General features: G+C 61.0%; 17 protein-coding genes. 16 read left to right on the plus strand and 1 reads right to left on the minus strand.

Annotation, left to right across the window (positions count from 1 at the left end):
* The first annotated feature begins 13 nt into the window (after positions 1–13).
* From C5L10_RS13390 to C5L10_RS13425, 10 genes are all read left to right on the plus strand, one after another.
* Positions 14–1,084, plus strand: a complete 1,071-nt coding sequence (locus tag C5L10_RS13390; RefSeq protein WP_105430070.1) for an ABC transporter ATP-binding protein — start codon at positions 14–16, stop codon at positions 1,082–1,084.
* 44 nt (positions 1,085–1,128) lie between these two features.
* Complete coding sequence (locus C5L10_RS13395) at positions 1,129–2,367, plus strand: extracellular solute-binding protein (RefSeq protein WP_105430071.1); 1,239 nt, start codon at positions 1,129–1,131, stop codon at positions 2,365–2,367.
* A gap of 61 nt (positions 2,368–2,428) precedes the next feature.
* A complete protein-coding gene (locus tag C5L10_RS13400) occupies positions 2,429–3,349 on the plus strand; it encodes a carbohydrate ABC transporter permease (protein ID WP_046633215.1) in 921 nt (306 codons plus the stop codon).
* Entirely contained in the window at positions 3,346–4,209 is an 864-nt protein-coding gene (locus tag C5L10_RS13405; RefSeq protein ID WP_105430072.1) for a carbohydrate ABC transporter permease, read from the plus strand. Before C5L10_RS13400 ends, C5L10_RS13405 begins: the two co-directional genes overlap by 4 nt.
* 177 nt (positions 4,210–4,386) lie before the next feature.
* Positions 4,387–4,536, plus strand: coding sequence for a hypothetical protein (locus C5L10_RS33625; RefSeq protein ID WP_172717018.1), 150 nt, complete (start codon positions 4,387–4,389; stop codon positions 4,534–4,536).
* Between the two features lie 247 nt (positions 4,537–4,783).
* Positions 4,784–6,724, plus strand: coding sequence for a BTAD domain-containing putative transcriptional regulator (locus C5L10_RS13410; RefSeq protein WP_105430073.1), 1,941 nt, complete (start codon positions 4,784–4,786; stop codon positions 6,722–6,724).
* Between the two features lie 94 nt (positions 6,725–6,818).
* Positions 6,819–6,974, plus strand: a complete 156-nt coding sequence (locus C5L10_RS33630; RefSeq protein ID WP_172717019.1) for a hypothetical protein — start codon at positions 6,819–6,821, stop codon at positions 6,972–6,974.
* 271 nt (positions 6,975–7,245) lie between these two features.
* Positions 7,246–8,517: a YcaO-like family protein gene (locus C5L10_RS13415; RefSeq protein ID WP_172717020.1), complete on the plus strand. Its 1,272-nt coding sequence runs from the start codon at positions 7,246–7,248 to the stop codon at positions 8,515–8,517.
* A complete protein-coding gene (locus tag C5L10_RS13420) occupies positions 8,514–9,254 on the plus strand; it encodes a TfuA-like protein (protein ID WP_105430075.1) in 741 nt (246 codons plus the stop codon). The genes C5L10_RS13415 and C5L10_RS13420 overlap by 4 nt, the downstream gene beginning before the upstream one ends.
* On the plus strand, positions 9,251–9,499 hold the full coding sequence (locus C5L10_RS13425; RefSeq protein ID WP_105430076.1) for a hypothetical protein: 249 nt from the start codon (positions 9,251–9,253) through the stop codon (positions 9,497–9,499). Before C5L10_RS13420 ends, C5L10_RS13425 begins: the two co-directional genes overlap by 4 nt.
* A 15-nt stretch (positions 9,500–9,514) precedes the next feature.
* On the opposite strand, the gene C5L10_RS13430 is transcribed toward C5L10_RS13425, so the two are convergent.
* Entirely contained in the window at positions 9,515–9,943 is a 429-nt protein-coding gene (locus C5L10_RS13430; RefSeq protein WP_046633205.1) for a helix-turn-helix domain-containing protein, read from the minus strand.
* Positions 9,944–10,308: 365 nt separating this feature from the next.
* Between C5L10_RS13430 and C5L10_RS13435 the strand changes: the two genes are divergently transcribed.
* From C5L10_RS13435 to C5L10_RS13460, 6 genes are read left to right on the plus strand one after another with little or no spacing between them, the layout of a single operon-like run.
* Positions 10,309–11,343, plus strand: a complete 1,035-nt coding sequence (locus tag C5L10_RS13435; protein ID WP_105430077.1) for an ABC transporter substrate-binding protein — start codon at positions 10,309–10,311, stop codon at positions 11,341–11,343.
* A 26-nt stretch (positions 11,344–11,369) separates the two neighbouring features.
* On the plus strand, positions 11,370–12,164 hold the full coding sequence (locus C5L10_RS13440; protein ID WP_245447993.1) for an ABC transporter ATP-binding protein: 795 nt from the start codon (positions 11,370–11,372) through the stop codon (positions 12,162–12,164).
* Positions 12,161–12,994 carry an ABC transporter permease gene (locus C5L10_RS13445; RefSeq protein WP_205837050.1) on the plus strand — a complete coding sequence of 278 codons (834 nt, stop codon included), beginning with the start codon at positions 12,161–12,163 and terminating at the stop codon, positions 12,992–12,994. The genes C5L10_RS13440 and C5L10_RS13445 overlap by 4 nt, the downstream gene beginning before the upstream one ends.
* A 54-nt stretch (positions 12,995–13,048) precedes the next feature.
* Positions 13,049–14,407, plus strand: coding sequence for an FAD-dependent oxidoreductase (locus tag C5L10_RS13450; protein ID WP_105430080.1), 1,359 nt, complete (start codon positions 13,049–13,051; stop codon positions 14,405–14,407).
* Positions 14,404–15,561 carry a CaiB/BaiF CoA-transferase family protein gene (locus C5L10_RS13455; protein WP_105430081.1) on the plus strand — a complete coding sequence of 386 codons (1,158 nt, stop codon included), beginning with the start codon at positions 14,404–14,406 and terminating at the stop codon, positions 15,559–15,561. Before C5L10_RS13450 ends, C5L10_RS13455 begins: the two co-directional genes overlap by 4 nt.
* Positions 15,558–16,334: an enoyl-CoA hydratase-related protein gene (locus C5L10_RS13460; protein WP_105430082.1), complete on the plus strand. Its 777-nt coding sequence runs from the start codon at positions 15,558–15,560 to the stop codon at positions 16,332–16,334. Before C5L10_RS13455 ends, C5L10_RS13460 begins: the two co-directional genes overlap by 4 nt.
* The last annotated feature ends 16 nt before the right edge of the window (positions 16,335–16,350 follow it).

A 16,350-nucleotide genomic window follows, 5' to 3' on the forward strand; every position in this document is an offset into this window, starting at 1 on the left:
ACGGAGTTTCGGCATGGCTCGAATGACCCTCAGCGGCATCAAGAAAAGCTTCAAATCCGTCGACGTGCTGCACGGGATCGACCTCGAGATTTCCGACAGGGAGTTCGTCGTTTTCGTCGGCCCGTCGGGATGCGGAAAATCCACGCTGCTGCGATTGATCGCCGGCCTCGACACGATCAGCTCCGGTGAGTTTCACCTCGACGACCGCCGGATGAACGACGTCGCTCCCTCACGCCGCGGCATCGCCATGGTCTTCCAGTCCTATGCTCTCTATCCGCATATGGATGTCTACGAGAACATGGCTTTTGGCGCACGGCTGATGGGCCTCGAAAAGGACGAAGTCGAAAAGCGCATCGACGAAGCCTCCAAGATGCTGCGGCTCGACCCGCTGTTGAAGCGCAAGCCCCGCGAGCTTTCCGGCGGCCAGCGCCAGCGCGTCGCGATCGGCCGCGCGCTGGTCAGAAAGCCCAAAGTCCTGCTTCTCGACGAGCCGCTTTCCAACCTGGATGCGGCGCTACGCTCCGACGTACGCCTGGAAATCGCAAGGCTCCACCGGGAAATCGGCGGCACCACCATATACGTCACCCACGACCAGGTCGAAGCCATGACGCTTGCCGACCGGATCGTCGTCATGAACAATGGCAACGTGGAGCAGTTCGGCAGCCCGCGAGAACTCTACGAGAGGCCGGCGAACACGTTCGTTGCGACCTTCATCGGCTCGCCACGCATGTCGCTTCTCGATGTCGAGCGAAACGGCAATCATCTGGCGCTCGCCGGATCAGGTGCGGTCAGCGCCTTCCGCCTCCCCCATTCCGACGAACGGGATCTGGTCATCGGCGTCCGGCCGGATGCGATGACGATCTCCACGGACGTGAGTACCGAGGGCTTTAAAGGCAGCGTCGTCTACACCGAATATCTGGGCGAGAACACGTATGTATATGTGCGCCTCGGCGACGGCACGCTAGTCGGCATCCGGTCCTCGGCCTCGGTCGACCTGCCTCCAGATACGCCGGTCGTCATCACGGTCGCTTCGGAGCAAATCCACTATTTCAGCCGCGCAACGAGGGAGAGGTTGGCGGCCTGAGAGCACTTTTCGTCTCCTAATAAATACCAAGAGGATGGAACCAGATGAAAAAGCTAGTTAGCAGCACGATAATAGCGCTCGGAGCCCTGGCGACGGCTTTGCCGGCAATGGCGCAGGAATTGACCTTCTGGAGCTGGCGCCAGGAAGATAAGGCCCAGTACCAGAAATTTATCTCCGCTTTCGAGACGAAGAACCCGGGCATCACCGTCAAGTTCGAGACGTTCGAAGCGACGAACTACAACACCATCCTGTCGACCGCCCTTGCCGGCGGTTCGGGACCGGACCTGATGTTTGCCCGTGCCTATGGCGGCCTGGAAAACGTCGCGAACGCCGGCTATCTGCTGCCGCTCGACAAGACCAACGTTCCCGCGCTTGAGAAATTCGCACCGGCCGCCGTCGCCGCTGAGACCGTCCGCTCGAGCAAGATCACCTACGCGGTGCCCTTCGCCAGCCAGACGATGCTGGTGATCTACAACAAGGACATCTTCGACAAGAATGGTCTAAAGGAGCCGGAAACCTTTGACGAACTCGTCAAGGCTTCCGAAAAGCTGAAGGCGGCCGGCATTATGCCGTTCGGCAACGGCACGGCGACGGCCTGGCAGAACGAGGTCATGGTCGGCGGCATCGCCTCCACCGTGATGGGCCGGGGCTTCTATGACGATCTGATGGCCGGCAAAGCCGATTTCACAGACAAGCGTTACATCGAGGCGCTCACCAAGCTCAAGGAAATCACCAAATATTTCCCTGACGGCTTTATCGGTCTCGACTACGCTTCGTCGCAGCAACTCTTCGCATCCGGCATGGCCGGCATGTTCGTCGGTGGCTCCTACGAGCTTTCGAACTTCAAGAAGCAGAACCCAGCAATCAAAATGGGCATCTTTGCGATGCCGGGCCTGAAGGCCGGTGACGAAAAGCTGGTCGCCCAATATTTCGATGGTGGTTATGCGGTCAACGCCAAGACCACCAAGAAGGAAGCGGCGCTGAAGTTCGTCAACTTCCTCGCCAGCCAGGAATTTGGCCAGATGTTCGCCGACGACCTGAACAATATCTCGGCTGTGCCGGGCGTAAACTTCAAGGACCCGCTGCTGGCTGAAGTCGCCGAACTCAACAAGCACTCCATCCCCTACATCATGCTGGTGCATTTCCGGTACGGTGAACCGTCCGGTTCCGTCCTGCTGCAGGGCGAAATCCAGAAGCTGTTCGGCGGTAAGGCAACCCCTGAAGAGGTCGGCAAGAACCTGACGACCGGCCTCGCCGCCTGGTACGCACCGTTCAAGAAATAATCGAAAGGGGAGCGGCCGGACAGCGGCCGTTCCCCATATTTTCCAACCAAAGAGAATTGTGATGCCCGGATCGCCTCTCGTGGCGCGACGTCTATGGATCACGGCGCTGATCGTGCCGCCGCTCGCCTTCGTCGCCCTGTTCGTCGTCTATCCCATCATCTCCGCATTTGCTTATGCCTTCTTCCAATGGCACGGGTTGGCGCGGGGCGAGTTCGTCGGCTTCGCAAATTTCTACAGGGTCCTGTTCACACAGCCCTATGCGGACTGGACGTTGAATGCATTCACGCACAACGTGCTGGTTTTCTTCGCGCTGATGGTGTTGCAGAACGGCGTCGGTTTCGTGCTCGCCTACTGCCTGTGGCGCGAACTCCCGGGCGCCGCCTTCCATCGGATCGCAGTTTTCCTTCCGGTCGTACTGTCGACCATCATCGTCGGCTTCCTCTGGAAACTCTTTCTGCACCCGCTCTTTGGCGTCGTGAACATCTCGCTGCGCGGCACCGGCCTCGGTGGGCTTGCCCAGCCCTGGCTCGGCCAGGGTACGACGGCGCTCTGGGCACTGATCATCGCCAATGCCTGGCACATGGTCGGCTTCCCGACCCTCGTTTTCCTCGCCGGGATGCAGCGAATCCCGAGCGAAATCCTGGATGCAGTGCGCATGGAGACCGAAAGCGAATGGGTGAAGATCCGCAAGGTCGTCTGGCCGCTGGTGGCGCCCAGCGCAACCGTCGTCTTCACGCTGCTTTTCGTGGGCTCGTTCAACTGGTTCGAACTGCCTTACATCATGGTCGGTGTCGATGGCTCGCCACATAAGGCGACGGACGTCCTCGGACTCTATTTCTATCGCACCGCCTTCGGTGACCAATCCGGCTCGGGTCAGGATTTCGGCGCCGGCAGCGCGCTTGCCGTGTTGATCTTCGTCTTCATCGCCCTTGTCGCCGGCGTCATCACCTTCAAGCTGCGGGCCAGGGAAATCCAGTTATGAGCACCGCTTCGCAAAGCTATTACGATCGGCGCGGCATGCTCGCCACGCTCGGCAAGGATGGGCTGATCCAGATCATCCTGATCCTGAACACAGTGGTGATGCTCGCTCCCATCGTCATCATGCTGTTTGCGGCGTTCAAGACGAATGCGCACATCTTCCAGTCGCCATTCTCGATCCCGGATTTTTCCAACGTCGCCAACATCACCAAGATCTGGAGCCAGACCAACTTCCTGCGCTATTTCCTGAATTCGGTGATCGTCACCGGTGCGTCCATCGTCGTGATCCTGACGCTCGGGACGATGGCGGCCTATGCGATCGGTCGCTACAAGTTCCGGGGCTCGAGTTTCGTGCTGATGTTCTTCCTGGCCGGGCTGACGCTTCCCCTGAAGCTCGCGATCATCCCGCTCTTCATCCTGATGCGTGATCTCGGCATCCTCAATACCCAGCTGTCGCTGATCGTCATCTATGTGGCTATGGGCCTGCCGACCACCGTCTTCATCATGACCGGCTTCATCGCCACGCTTCCGAACGAGCTGGAGGACGCGGCCCGCATGGACGGTGCCAGCGAGCCGCGGATCATGTGGTCTATCATGCTGCCGCTGGTCAGGCCTGCCATGGTGATCGCCGGCATCCAGAACGTCGTGCCGATCTGGAACGACTTCTTCTTCCCGCTGATCTTCATCCAGAAGGACGACCTGAAGACCCTGCCGCAGGGTCTGACGACCTTCATGGGCGAATATACGACCGATTGGGGCGTGCTGTTTGCGGGACTTCTGCTCTCCTCGGCTCCGATCATCATCGTCTACATCATCCTGTCGCGCCAGTTCATCAACGGCATGACGGCGGGCGCGGTGAAGTAGGCCGGCAAAGGACCGCGCCGGAATGGCGTGTGAACGAAGGGATTGCCGAGAGTATGGTAAGTTGAGTGCGGATCGACGTGCTGTTATGCCCGTCTCGGACGCTGATCGCACCCACAACACCACAAAACAATCGCAACCCCATAGCGGTTCAAGACGTTCAGCGGTAAAAGCAGATCCATGAACGACAACATCATCAAATTCCGACGCCCGGAACCACCGCCGCGAGAGCCGAATCCGCTGCTGCGCAAGTTGGCGGTCGTTGCAGCCGTGATCGTGTGCCTTGTTCTCGCCTGGGGGTATTTCCAATTCCTTGGAAACCCGACGTAATACCGGTTTCCTGGCTGAACCGGCGCGGGTATTTGGGATACGCCGTTTTCGGTATTGCTTCCACTGCGCCACCTTCAACTGAAGAGGGAATAGGAACACGATTCGACCAATGCGATAAAAGCCGGTTTGACGAAGCTCGCGATAGCTGTATCTTACTATTCCAACAGTCTCAAGAAATGCATGTACATACAGTCCCCTTATCGATACATATTTCTGACAACAACTCGTAGTTCCGAACAACAACAGAATGCTCGAAAATACGACGCTCAAAATCCGGTTGCTCGGTCGCCCTTCGCTTGAGTTGGACGGCGCGAGCATCGCGTTGCCGGAAAAGGCGTATTTTCTCTTTGCCGTCGTTGCGATGGCACCCAGATTGACGGTCGACCGCGAAACGATACGGCGACTTCTCTGGCCTTCCCACGACGCGGAGAAGCGCGCAAACAGCCTGCGTCAGCTTTTGGCACGCATCGCCAAGGCTGTCGGTGCGGATGCCCCTGCCATCCTTGTGACCGACGAAGAAGCGCTGAGGCTTGATTGCGATCGGTCCGACATCGATCTCCTCGCGCTGATGGAGCCTGGCCCCCTAAGGGAAGAGGACTGGGACCTCGTTCGAGGCGAACTGCTCGAAGCCGTGGAGGCTCCGACCGGCGGCGCGGAAGACTGGTTGTTGGACGCACGGCGCAAGGTCGGGGACTGGCGATCGAGCCACATCGAAAGCCTGCTGGCGATATCGTCCCACCGGCAGTCCCCGTCACTGCCCTTGCTTGCCAACCGCCTGATCGAGCTGGATGCTTCCCATGAAGGCGCCGCGCGAGCGTTGATGAAGTATCATGTCGCCCATGGTGACTTCGCCGCCGCCCGCCAGGCCTATAGCCGATGCCGGGACCAGCTCAGGGCCGATTACGGTACGCCCCCCACACCGGAGACGATTGGGCTCGCCCACGAACTCGGCATCCTCAGCCGCCCCGGCTCCGACCGCACGCCCGAAGCGGAGGAACGCCCAAAGGGTGTCATGCCGGCACAGCCGCGCGTGGTTATCCTTCCCCCCGAGACGATCGTCCAGGATGCGTTGGTCCAGCGCCTCGGCAGGGCTCTTTTGGAAGACGTCACGATCGGCCTCAGCCATCAGCGTGTCTTCAAGATCATCGCCGCCCATACGAGCTTTGAACTGCTCAATCGATCCACCAATCCAAATCAGGGCCAATCGGCCCTTAGCGACCTTCAGTTCGACTATTCCGTCTTCGTGACGATCCAGGGCGAAGGCGACGAGATTTTTGCGACCTGCAGGCTGACGAGGGTCGGCACCGGCGAGGTGCTCTGGGCCATCAACCTGCCGCTCGACGTCCAGCAGATGAGAGCGTCTTTCAGCCAGCTGGCGCGGCGTATTTCGATGTCGCTGACCGATGTCATCGAACGGCATGAAATCGCCAGGTCCCTCGATGACGTCGATCCCTCGGCCTACCGCCTCTATCTCGAGGGAAAGCGCTATCTGTCCGGCACCGACCTGCAGCATCTGCGCCAGGCGCGCAAATGGTTCAAATCGGCGGTCAGGCGGTGTGACAGTTTTTCGCCGGCGCATGCCGGAATTTCACGCTCGCTGGGCATGGAATGGCTGGTTCGCGGCATGAAGGACAATGAGTTGCTGGATGTGGCCAATCAATCCGCGCGGGCATCCCGCGATCTCGATCCCGGCAGCGGTCGTGCCTTCCGCGAGCTGGGCTTCATCTCGCTTTATCGTCGGCGTTTCGATGAAAGCCTGGATCTTTTTCAGGAGGCTCAGAACCTCAATCCGAGCGATGCTGACGTGTTGGTCGATTATTCGGACGCGCTGTCGCATGCGGGCGACCTGGATAAGGCTCTCGATCTCGGGCTCGCGGCCTTCAAGCTGAACCCGCTGCCACCGGATCATTACTACTGGATCCTCGGCTCCACCTATTACGTGCGCCAGGAATATTCGAAAGCGATCGATACTATCGACCCGGTCCGCACCAAGCACGCCACCGCGCGGTTGCTTGCCGCCAGTCACGCGATGGCTGGCGACATGCCCGCCGCGCGTAAATATGCCGCGATCGTCAGGGAAAATTTCCCGGACTTCCGCAGCGAGGACATCCGTTACTTCGTGCCGGACCGCAACCCGGCCCATGCCGAGCTTCTCATTCATGGCCTCCGGCTCGCCGGGCTGCCGTAAACAGGCGTGAAAATGCCTGTCACGCTGGAATAACACCCGATGTGGTCCTTTCTCTATGCACGCAGCACACGCTGCCTATTAGCGGAGAGAAAGCATGGAAACGAAGTTCAAGACCTCCAAGCCGGTTGAAACCACTGCCTCTGCCCCGACGCTGCGGTTTTCCGCCGCTGCCGAAGCCGTACTTGGCGGCCGGACCGAAATTGCGCCGAACGCGCTCTCTCAGGTCACGCATGCCATGAGATACCAGTAATGAGCCTGGAAGCCCAAGGGGCCGACGGCTGCCTTGGGCTTGACCACGAGCCGGCCAGCAAAAGATCGTTCAAATAGCCACACAAGCCCGCTAAACAAGCCTGTCACGCCCAAGTCACGGTGCCTTTGGTTTCTTCTGCACTAGAGACCCTTGGAGAGGACGATTCGACGGCATGAGTTCGGCACCGCAACCGCTTTTGCAGACCCGGCAGTCGCCCGCCCAATCTCGTTCGAGGTCAGGGTCCCTTGAAATTCGGCCGCCGGAAATGATGATGCAGATCCAGTCATCGACACAGACGATCCAGACATTCGCAGCCTCCCTGACGCAGCGGGAGCAGGGTTTCAGCACGTATCATGATCGGCGCGTCTCGCCGGCGGAAACCTTCGACGCGATCAGCCCGTTTTTCCGGGATCTCGGCATTACCCGGGTCGGCTTCCTGACCGGCCTCGACCGGGTCGGCATTCCCGTCGCCTTTGCGACACGGCCGAACAGCCACACTCTTTCCGTTTTCCAGGGCAAAGGCGTGGATGCCGATGCGGCGCGCACCTCGGCCGCCATGGAGGCCTTGGAGACGCGGGTCGCGGAAATCGAACCGGCATCGCTCACCTGGGCGACCGTCAACGACGTTGCGGGCTCCGCAGCGGGGATGATCGACCTTCATTCGACCGCACGATGCGTGCCATCCGAAATCGGCGACGGCCAGATACCCTGGGTCACGGGCCTCGACATCCTCTCCGGCAATCAGGTCATGGTGCCGTGGTGGCTGGCCGGAATGGATCACCGAGGCGAACGGCCGGCCGGGTTCGAGCAGTCCAGCGACGGCCTCGCATCCGGAAACACCCATGCCGAGGCACTCCTGCACGGGCTGTGCGAACTCGTCGAGCGCGATGCCTGGACCCTTGTCCAGCTCAAATCCGAGCAGGAACTGGACGCCTGCCTCGTCGATCCCACCAGCGTCGAGGATGCCGTGCTCGACCTCATGGTCAGCCGCCTTCGCAATGCGGGCATACAGCTCCTCCTCCTCGACATGACGACGGATCTCCAGGTTCCGGCATTCCTGGCGGTGCTGATCCCGGACTCCATGGCCAAGCGGTCAGATCCGCGCTGGAGCCAGATCTGCGGCGGCTGCGGCTGCCATCCCGATCCGGTACGCGCAATGCTGCGCGCCATCACCGAGGCTGCGCAGAGCCGCCTGACTGCTATTGCCGGCAGCCGCGACGACTTTTCGCCCCGCATCTATCAGCATATGCGGGGGGACAACGCTCTCAGCCGCCTGGTCGCCCTGTCGTCGCTGGACAGGCGCCCGGTCCAGTATCGCGAGCTTGACGCAACCCGCCACTCCATCAACGGCACGATCGATCACATCCTTGGTCGGCTGAAGCTTGCCGGCATCCGGCAGGTCGTTGCGGTTCCCATGCAGGATGCCGGGCTCCCTGTTTCGGTCGTCCGCGTCGTCGTTCCCGGCTTGGAAGTTGAACTTTCAGGCCAATATTTGCAGCTCGGTATCCGTGCTGCAAACGCCATAAGGAGGTCACGGCATTGAAAGTCGTTTTTGTCGGACCAAGCCTCGGGTCTTCGACCCGCCAGATGAAGCAACGATTTCCCTCGCTGACCTTCCGCGGGCCTGCGGCGCGCGGCGATATTCTGAAGGCGGTCGAGGACGGCGCCAAGGCGATCGCGCTGATCGACGGTTATTTCGGCGAGTCCGCCTCCGTATGGCACAAGGAGATTCTCTATGCGCTGAGCTGCGACGTCTCCGTCGGCGGCGGCGCGAGCATGGGAGCATTGCGCGCCGCCGAATGCGAGGCATTCGGAATGGTCGGCATCGGCAGGATATATTCCGATTATGCCGCCGGCCGGTTGATCGACGACGAAGCTGTCGCACTGATCCATGGCCCCGAGGAGCTCGGCTGGATGCCTCTCTCGGTGCCGCGCGTCGACTACGAGGCGACAATCCGCAAGCTTGGGCGGATGGGGCTCATCTCGGCTGCCGAGCGGGAGAGATTTTTCCTCGCCGCCAATTTCATGCACTACACCGAGCGGACCTATCAGGCCATTCTCGAACGATGCGATTTCAACGATCCTCAGCGCAGTGCAGTGATCCTTCACGACATCAAACGCCACCAGGTGGAATTGAAGCGTGAGGATGCGAGAGCCGTCCTCGTCTGGCTAAACGGCATCAGCAGTACCAACAAACACTCCAAATGGACGTTCGCACAGACCGCCCATTGGGAAAAACTGCGCGACGAGGTCGACTCGGCGCAAGGATCCATGAAATGATTGATCTCGCAAATGACGTCGCCAGCGATGAATACGCCCGCCTGTTCCGCATGCTTTCTGCGGTCAACAAGGAAGCGGAATCGCTTCAGCTCTCCACGGTCGTCCACCTGACGAACATGGCACTTCTTCAACTCTCGCTCGATTGGGAAGGCGTCAGCCCCGAAAACGAGCGGAGCGTGAAGCTGAATGCGATATTCCGCAGCAAGACGAAGCTGGCCCTCGATGAGGACGGTCCCAGGCCTTAAATCGTCAGGGACCGATCACTGGGCCGGTTGTCTTTCGATCTCGGCAAAAAGCGCTTCCGCCTCGAATTCCTTGGTGGCAACCGCCTGAACCAGTTCCAGTATGCGTTTGCGCAAAACCGGCTTCGTAATGCTCATGAATGCCATGCTCATCAGCAGCGCTTCATGCGTGAAATCGAATTGCGGGTCTTCGAGCTGGTTGTCGTTCGACGGCTCGACTGTCGGGATGCGGTCGAAGAACGCCACCATCTCGACCTTCAGCGCAGTTGCGATCTCCACCAGCTTGCCAACTGCAATCCGGTTGATGCCGTTTTCATATTTCTGAAGCTGCTGAGACGTGATGCCCACGTGGTGGGCAAGTTGCGGCTGGGTAAGTTTTTTCTCTCGCCTGTAGAGGCGGATCCGCTTTCCAACCTCTCTGTCGGCGGCATTCGGTGCTTTGCTCACTGCAGGACCATCTCTCCGGCGCTAGGATACATAGGTGTTATTTGTATCCTATCATCGATAGGTTGCCGAGTACCCCTGCAAGCATTTTCTATCTTGAGTGGATAATTAAGTAAACGTTCACCATGAATCAGGCCTTTGCGAAGTCTTCGGCCCTATATCGAGGCTTCGGCTCGGGCGACATACTTGACGATTGCCAACTCCATGGAATCGCCGCGAATCCTGCGTTGCCTTTTCGGCAACCAAATATGCGAATTATTGTTCTTTATTAGAACGCGACATTGCGCCATCCTCTCCTCAATCCGGCAACTGAGACCGGCGAAGTCAAGCGAAAATGTATCAGGCCAAACGGCCAACAGGGGAACGCTATGTCTAATTTCACACTGAATCGCCGCCGCTTTATCTCCAATGCCGCGGCCTTGGGTGGGCTTGCCGCCACCTCCAGCTTCCTCGGGATCCGAGCCGGCAACGCCAAGGATGTGGCCAAGGTGCGGATGCAGCTCGGCTGGCTTGCTTCCAACGGCCTGCTCGGTGAAGTCGCCGCCATGAAGAAGGGTTTTTTCCAGGAACAGGGCATCGAGCTTGAAATCGTCCCCGGCGGACCGAGCGTCGATGGCGTCGCGGGCGTCGCATCCGGCCAGTCCGCAACCGGCCAGATTTCCTCCAGCCCATCCGTCATGCTGGCGCGTTCGGCAGGCCTGCCGGTCAAGGCCTTCCTGTCCGGCTACCAGAAGCACCCCTTCACCTATTTCTCGCTGAAGAACAAGGCAATCAAGACCCCGAAGGACATGATCGGCAAGACGATCGCCACCCAGCCGACCGCCTTCATCCTGCTGCGCGCGCTTCTCGCCCAGAACGGCATCGCCGAGGACCAGGTCAAGATGGTCAACATGGGTTCGGACATGAACCAGCTGATCACCGGCCAGGCCGATGCAGTCACCGGCTGGCTGACCAACGTCAATGCTCTCGATGTGCTTGGCGACAACCGGGTCGACATGATGCTCTGGGACAGCGGCCTGCAGCTTTATGCCAACGTCTACTACACGACCGACGACCAGATCGCCAAACACTCCGATGTTCTCGAACGTTTCACCCGCGCCGCCGCCAAGGGCTGGGGTTATGTCCGCAACAACCAGAAGGAAGCGGTCGAGATGCTCTGCGAGGCCTATCCGATCCTCGACAAGGCAAGCGAAATGAAGGCCGTGGTCCCGTGCGTCGACTTCTCCTTCGGCGCCACCACCAAGGCATCGGGCTGGGGTACCATGTCGCGTGAAAACTGGGCGGCGCAGATCAAGGCCTATGCCGATCTCAAGCAGTTCAAGGGGACGGTTCCGACGGTCGACGACGTCGCGAACTTCTCCATCCTCGAAGCCACCAGCGACATCCGCAAACAGGTGGGGTGATAGCCATGTTAGGAACGGCGAAGTTGATGCCGAACGTTCCCCTGACAGAACCGGCAGCCACGGCGGTTTCGATCCGAAACCTCTCCGTCCGGTTCGGCGACAGGAACAACGAATTCACGGCCCTTTCCGATGTTTCCGTGGACATACCGGAAGGCGCCTTCGTCACCATGCTCGGCCCCTCCGGCTGCGGAAAATCGACCCTGCTCAGATGCGTGGCGGATCTCGTCCACATCAGCGACGGTTCGATTTCCGTCTTTGGTCGGAGCCCGCAGGAGGCTCGCCAGAGCCGCGACTTCGCCTTCGTTTTCCAGGATGCGACGCTGCTTCCCTGGCGGAACGTACTCGACAATGTCCGCCTGCCGCTGGAAGTCGGAAAACACGCCCAAACCGGCGACCATGCGGACCCGCATGAGCTGCTGGCCATGGTTGGGCTGAAGGGGCGCGAAAATTCGCTCCCTCACGAGCTCTCGGGCGGCATGCGCCAGCGCGTGGCGATCGCCCGGGCGCTGATCACGCGGCCGCGCATCCTTCTGATGGACGAGCCTTTCGGGGCGCTCGACGAAATCACCCGCGACCGTCTGAACGAGGAACTGCTGCGCGTCTGGCAGGAAACCGGAACGACGATCCTGTTCGTTACCCATTCGATCCCGGAAGCAGCCTTCCTCGGCCAGAACGTGCTGATGCTTCAGGCCCATCCGGGCCGCGTCAAGGAGTTCATGAAGGTCGATCTCCCCTTCCCGCGTTCGCTTGCCGTGCGTGACACCGTCGAGTTCATCGGCGTCACCGCGCATCTGCGCCGCCTTCTGGAGGAATGCCTGTGAGCCACGTCGTTTCCTCCACCACCAAGACGGCCGCCGCCCCCGATCGCAAGATCGCGCTTCTCGATGCGACAGCCGGCGTGCTCGTCAAACATATGCCGGCGATCGCAGCCGCCGTCGGGCTCGTGGTCCTCTGGCAGTTCGTCGTCTGGTTCTTCAAGATACCGACCTTCATGGCCCCGAGCCCGGTCGACGTCGCCTATGCCTTCCGCGACAACGCCGGGATCCTCTGGACCAACATGCTGCCGACGATCCTCGAGGCATTCCTCGGCTTCGTCTTCGGCAATCTCGTCGCCATCCTTCTGGCGATCTGGTTCGTCCACAGCGCGACGGCGGAAAAGGCCTTCTATCCGATCGCCGTGTTCATCAAGGCGATCCCGATCATTGCGCTCGCCCCGATCCTCGTCCTGATCTTCGGCAACGGGCTTGCACCAAAGATCATCATCGCCGGGCTGATCTGCTTCTTCCCGACTTTGGTCAACATGGTCCAGGGCCTGAAATCCGCCAGCCCCGCCATGCTCGACCTGATGCGGGTGCTGTCTGCCAGCAACACGGAAATCCTCTGGAAGGTGCGGCTACCGAGTTCGATGCCGTTCCTGTTTGCGGCGCTGAAGATTGCCGCGACCAGCAGCGTCATGGGCGCCATCGTCGCCGAATGGATCGGCTCGAGCTTCGGCCTCGGCGCTCTGATCATCGAGGCGACCTACAATTTCCGGTCGCCCCTGCTCTACGCAACCGTCGTGATCGCTGCGGTCCTTGCCGTCGTCCTGTTCTTCATCGTCTCGGTGATCGAAGCCCGGATGATCCGCTGGAAGCCGGCCGGATCGCACTGAGCCCAACACACCGAGCCAACCGTCCTCAGCCCAACTTTTTGGGAGTTTGAACCAATGCAACAGACAATTCTTCAGGCGGCGCGCAACGTCGCAGTGGTCGACCGTTCCGATGTGGTCGTCGTCGGTGGGGGGCCGGCGGGCATTTCCGCCGCCGTGTCCGCAGCCCGCAATGGCGCCAAGGTGACCCTCCTCGAGCGCTACCCCTATGTCGGCGGTCTCGCCGCCGGCGGCATGGTCCTGGTGCTCGACGACATGATCAACAACCTCGAAATCACCGTGCAGGGCATCTGCATGGAGATGATCGAGCGGATGAAGAAATGGGACCTTTGCGTCACCCCGACCGGCCGCGACCGCGAACTCGACATCCGCGAGACGCCGGAGGCCTGGCGGCGCTGGGCGCGCTGGGGCCTGTTCGATTTCCACACCCAGTCCATGCCGCACCCGATCTGCTTTTCCGCCGCTTTCGATCCGGACGGTTTCAAGCGTGCCTCCTATGACGTGCTGACCGAAGCCGGCGTCAAGCTTCGGACCCACAGCTGGTTCTCCTCCGCGATCATGGAAGGCAAGACCATCAAGGGCGTCATCTGCCAGACCAAGTCCGGCATGGAAGCGATCCTCGGCGACGTCGTCATCGACACGACAGGCGACCTCGATGTCGCGGCATCCGCCGGCGCCTCGCATGTGGAATCCAACTTCATCCTGACCACCGTCTCCCGCTGGGGCGGCGTCGATACGGACGCTGCCGAGCGTTTCGAATTCGAGGAGCCGGAAGCCTTCAAGAAGATCGACCACGAGGCAAAACGCCTGATCGGCGGCTGCTGGTCCTTCTGGTGGCTGAAGACCCCGCTGCCCGGCGTCGTCTGGCTCAACTGCCCGCATATGCCGAACCTCTCCGGCCTCAAGACCGAGGACCTCACCAAGGCGGAAATCGAAGGCCGCAACCGTATCGCCCGCCTGCTCGATTTCACCCGTGAAAAGATGCCCGGCTTCGAGAAGGCCTATGTGGTCGATTTCGCGCCCCAGACCGGCGTGCGCCAGACGCGACTTCTCGAAGGCGAATACGTGGTCACCAAGGACGATGTGATGAACCGCATCCACTTCTCCGACACCGTCTGCCGCGGCCGCGACTATTACACGCCCTACCGCTCGATGCTGCCGCGCGAGGTCGACCAGCTGATCGTCGCCGGACGTCACTACTCGGCGACACCGCAGGCGCAGAAGTCGAGCCGCGAAATCCCGCCCTGCATGGCGATGGGCGAGGCCGCAGGCGTTGCCGCCGTCGTGGCGCTCAATGCCGGAACCACCGTACGGAAAGCCGATGTTCGGGCTATCCAGAAACAGATGCGGGCCCAGGGTGCCGATCCCGGCGACGTGCCCTCCGACAATGCAACATTCCTGGAGGCTGCGGAATGAATTCTCTACCCCTCGACGGCATCCGCGTGATCGATTTCACGCAGGTCATGCTCGGACCCTGCTGCACCCAGACGCTCGCCGACTACGGCGCCGAAGTCATCAAGATCGAGAAGGCCAAGATCGGCGACCTGTCGCGCTGGTCGCTCGGCTCCGATCCGGACGGCCTCAACAACCCGGTCTTCTGCTCGCTGAACCGCAACAAGAAGAGCCTGGCGCTCGACCTGAAGCTCACCGAAGCCCGCGACGCCGTGCTCGCCCTGATCGCGGGCGCCGACGTGGTGGTCAACAACTTCCGCCCCGGCGTGATGGAACGCATGGGCTTCGGCTACGACGACCTGAAGAAGATCAACAAGCGGCTGATCTACGCCGTCGGCACCGGCTTCGGCCTCACCGGCCCCTACCAGCACAAGGGCGGCCAGGATATTCTCGCCCAGGCGCTTTCCGGCGTCATGCGCCGCAAGTCCGACAGCGCCCATCCGACCTCGATCTACGCCACACCGCTCGCTGACTATTCCGCCGGCATGCACCTCGTCCAGGGCATCCTGCTGGCGCTGCTGCATCGGGAAAAGACCGGTGAAGGCCAGCAGGTTGCCGTCAGCCTCTACAATTCCATGCTCGCCATGCAGATGCAGGAAGGTGCCGCGCACATGATGCGCGAGAAGGACCTGAACTGGGGCGCCTTCCCGTTGACCGGCGTCTTCGACACGACTGACGGCGCGATCGTCATGGTCGGCGCCTTCAAGCAGAACCCGCTGCAGGACATCTGCAACGCGCTCGAAATCGAGGATCTCTCCGCCCAGCCGCGCTACAAGGACTTCGATTCCCAGATGGCGCATCGCCCGGAACTGCAGGAGATCTTCCGCGCGAACTTTGCCAGGAACAGCAATGCCCATTGGCTGAAGCGCCTGGAGGAGGTCGATATCCTCTGCGCGCCGGTGCGCAACCTCGCCGAAGCGCTGCAGGACCCGCAGACGGTCATCAACAAGATGATCCTCGAAGCGGGTGAAACGGCCGCCGGGCCGATCCGCCTCATCGGGTCTCCCATCGACATGTCCGCGGCACCCGTCTCGGTGCGCATCGCACCGCCGAGCCTCGGTCAGCACAATGCTGAAATCCTCGCCTCCTTAGACGCGCGCCGCGGAGACGCGGCATGACCGTCGGATTTTCCGTCGAGAACCGGGTAGCGCGGGTCACGCTCGACCGTCCGGACCGCATGAACGCCGTCGATGCCGCGACCGAAAGGGAACTCGACGCGATCTGGTCGGAGATCGAATCCCGCGACGACATTTCCTGCGTGGTCCTAACCGGTAGCGGCCAGAAAGCCTTCTGCACCGGCGCCGACCTCAAGGGCGGCGCCACCAAGAGCGGTCTGGAATACTGGGCGGAAAGCCGCAGCAACGGGTTCGGCGGCCTCGCCTTCCGCAAATCGCTGGACGTGCCGGTGATCGCCCGCGTCAACGGCTACGCGCTCGGCGGCGGCTTCGAGATGGTGCTCGGCTGCGACATCGTGATCGCCGCCGACACCGCGAAATTCGGGCTGCCGGAAGCGCGCGTCGGCCGCATGCCGCTCGACGGTGGCATGGTGCTCCTGCAGCGGAAAATCCCGTACAACCTTGCCATGGCCGTGATGCTGACCGGCCGGCAGTTTACCGCCGCCGAAATGCAGGGCTTCGGCATCGTCAACGAGACCGTGCCCTTCGATGCGCTTGATGCAGCCGTCGACAGATGGGTGGGTGATATCGTCGCCTGTGCCCCGCTGTCGCTGAAGGCGATCAAGCAGACGGTCAACCGCACCGGCCATCTCAGCCCCTCGGAAGCTCAGGGATTGCGCACCCCCGCGCTCATCCGTGCGCTGCAGAGCGAGGACGCCGTCGAAGGTGTGACGGCCTTCCGCGAAAAGCGCGCTCCGGTTTGGCAGGGCCGGTAGGTATGGTATGAATTTC

It is taken from the genome of Neorhizobium sp. T6_25 (genome assembly GCF_002968555.1).
Classification (GTDB): Bacteria; Pseudomonadota; Alphaproteobacteria; order Rhizobiales; family Rhizobiaceae; genus Neorhizobium.

Bases quoted from the DNA above. Each gene is read 5' to 3' on its own strand.
- C5L10_RS13405 (WP_105430072.1), top strand. From the start codon at position 3,346: ATGAGCACCGCTTCGCAAAGCTATTACGATCGGCGCGGCATGCTCGCC.
- C5L10_RS13425 (WP_105430076.1), top strand. From the start codon at position 9,251: ATGATTGATCTCGCAAATGACGTCGCCAGCGATGAATACGCCCGCCTG.
- C5L10_RS13390 (WP_105430070.1), top strand. From the start codon at position 14: ATGGCTCGAATGACCCTCAGCGGCATCAAGAAAAGCTTCAAATCCGTC.
- C5L10_RS13440 (WP_245447993.1), top strand. From the start codon at position 11,370: ATGCCGAACGTTCCCCTGACAGAACCGGCAGCCACGGCGGTTTCGATC.
- C5L10_RS13435 (WP_105430077.1), top strand. From the start codon at position 10,309: ATGTCTAATTTCACACTGAATCGCCGCCGCTTTATCTCCAATGCCGCG.
- C5L10_RS13415 (WP_172717020.1), top strand. From the start codon at position 7,246: ATGCAGATCCAGTCATCGACACAGACGATCCAGACATTCGCAGCCTCC.
- C5L10_RS13460 (WP_105430082.1), top strand. From the start codon at position 15,558: ATGACCGTCGGATTTTCCGTCGAGAACCGGGTAGCGCGGGTCACGCTC.
- C5L10_RS13400 (WP_046633215.1), top strand. From the start codon at position 2,429: ATGCCCGGATCGCCTCTCGTGGCGCGACGTCTATGGATCACGGCGCTG.
- C5L10_RS13395 (WP_105430071.1), top strand. From the start codon at position 1,129: ATGAAAAAGCTAGTTAGCAGCACGATAATAGCGCTCGGAGCCCTGGCG.
- C5L10_RS13450 (WP_105430080.1), top strand. From the start codon at position 13,049: ATGCAACAGACAATTCTTCAGGCGGCGCGCAACGTCGCAGTGGTCGAC.
- C5L10_RS13455 (WP_105430081.1), top strand. From the start codon at position 14,404: ATGAATTCTCTACCCCTCGACGGCATCCGCGTGATCGATTTCACGCAG.
- C5L10_RS33625 (WP_172717018.1), top strand. From the start codon at position 4,387: ATGAACGACAACATCATCAAATTCCGACGCCCGGAACCACCGCCGCGA.
- C5L10_RS13410 (WP_105430073.1), top strand. From the start codon at position 4,784: ATGCTCGAAAATACGACGCTCAAAATCCGGTTGCTCGGTCGCCCTTCG.
- C5L10_RS33630 (WP_172717019.1), top strand. From the start codon at position 6,819: ATGGAAACGAAGTTCAAGACCTCCAAGCCGGTTGAAACCACTGCCTCT.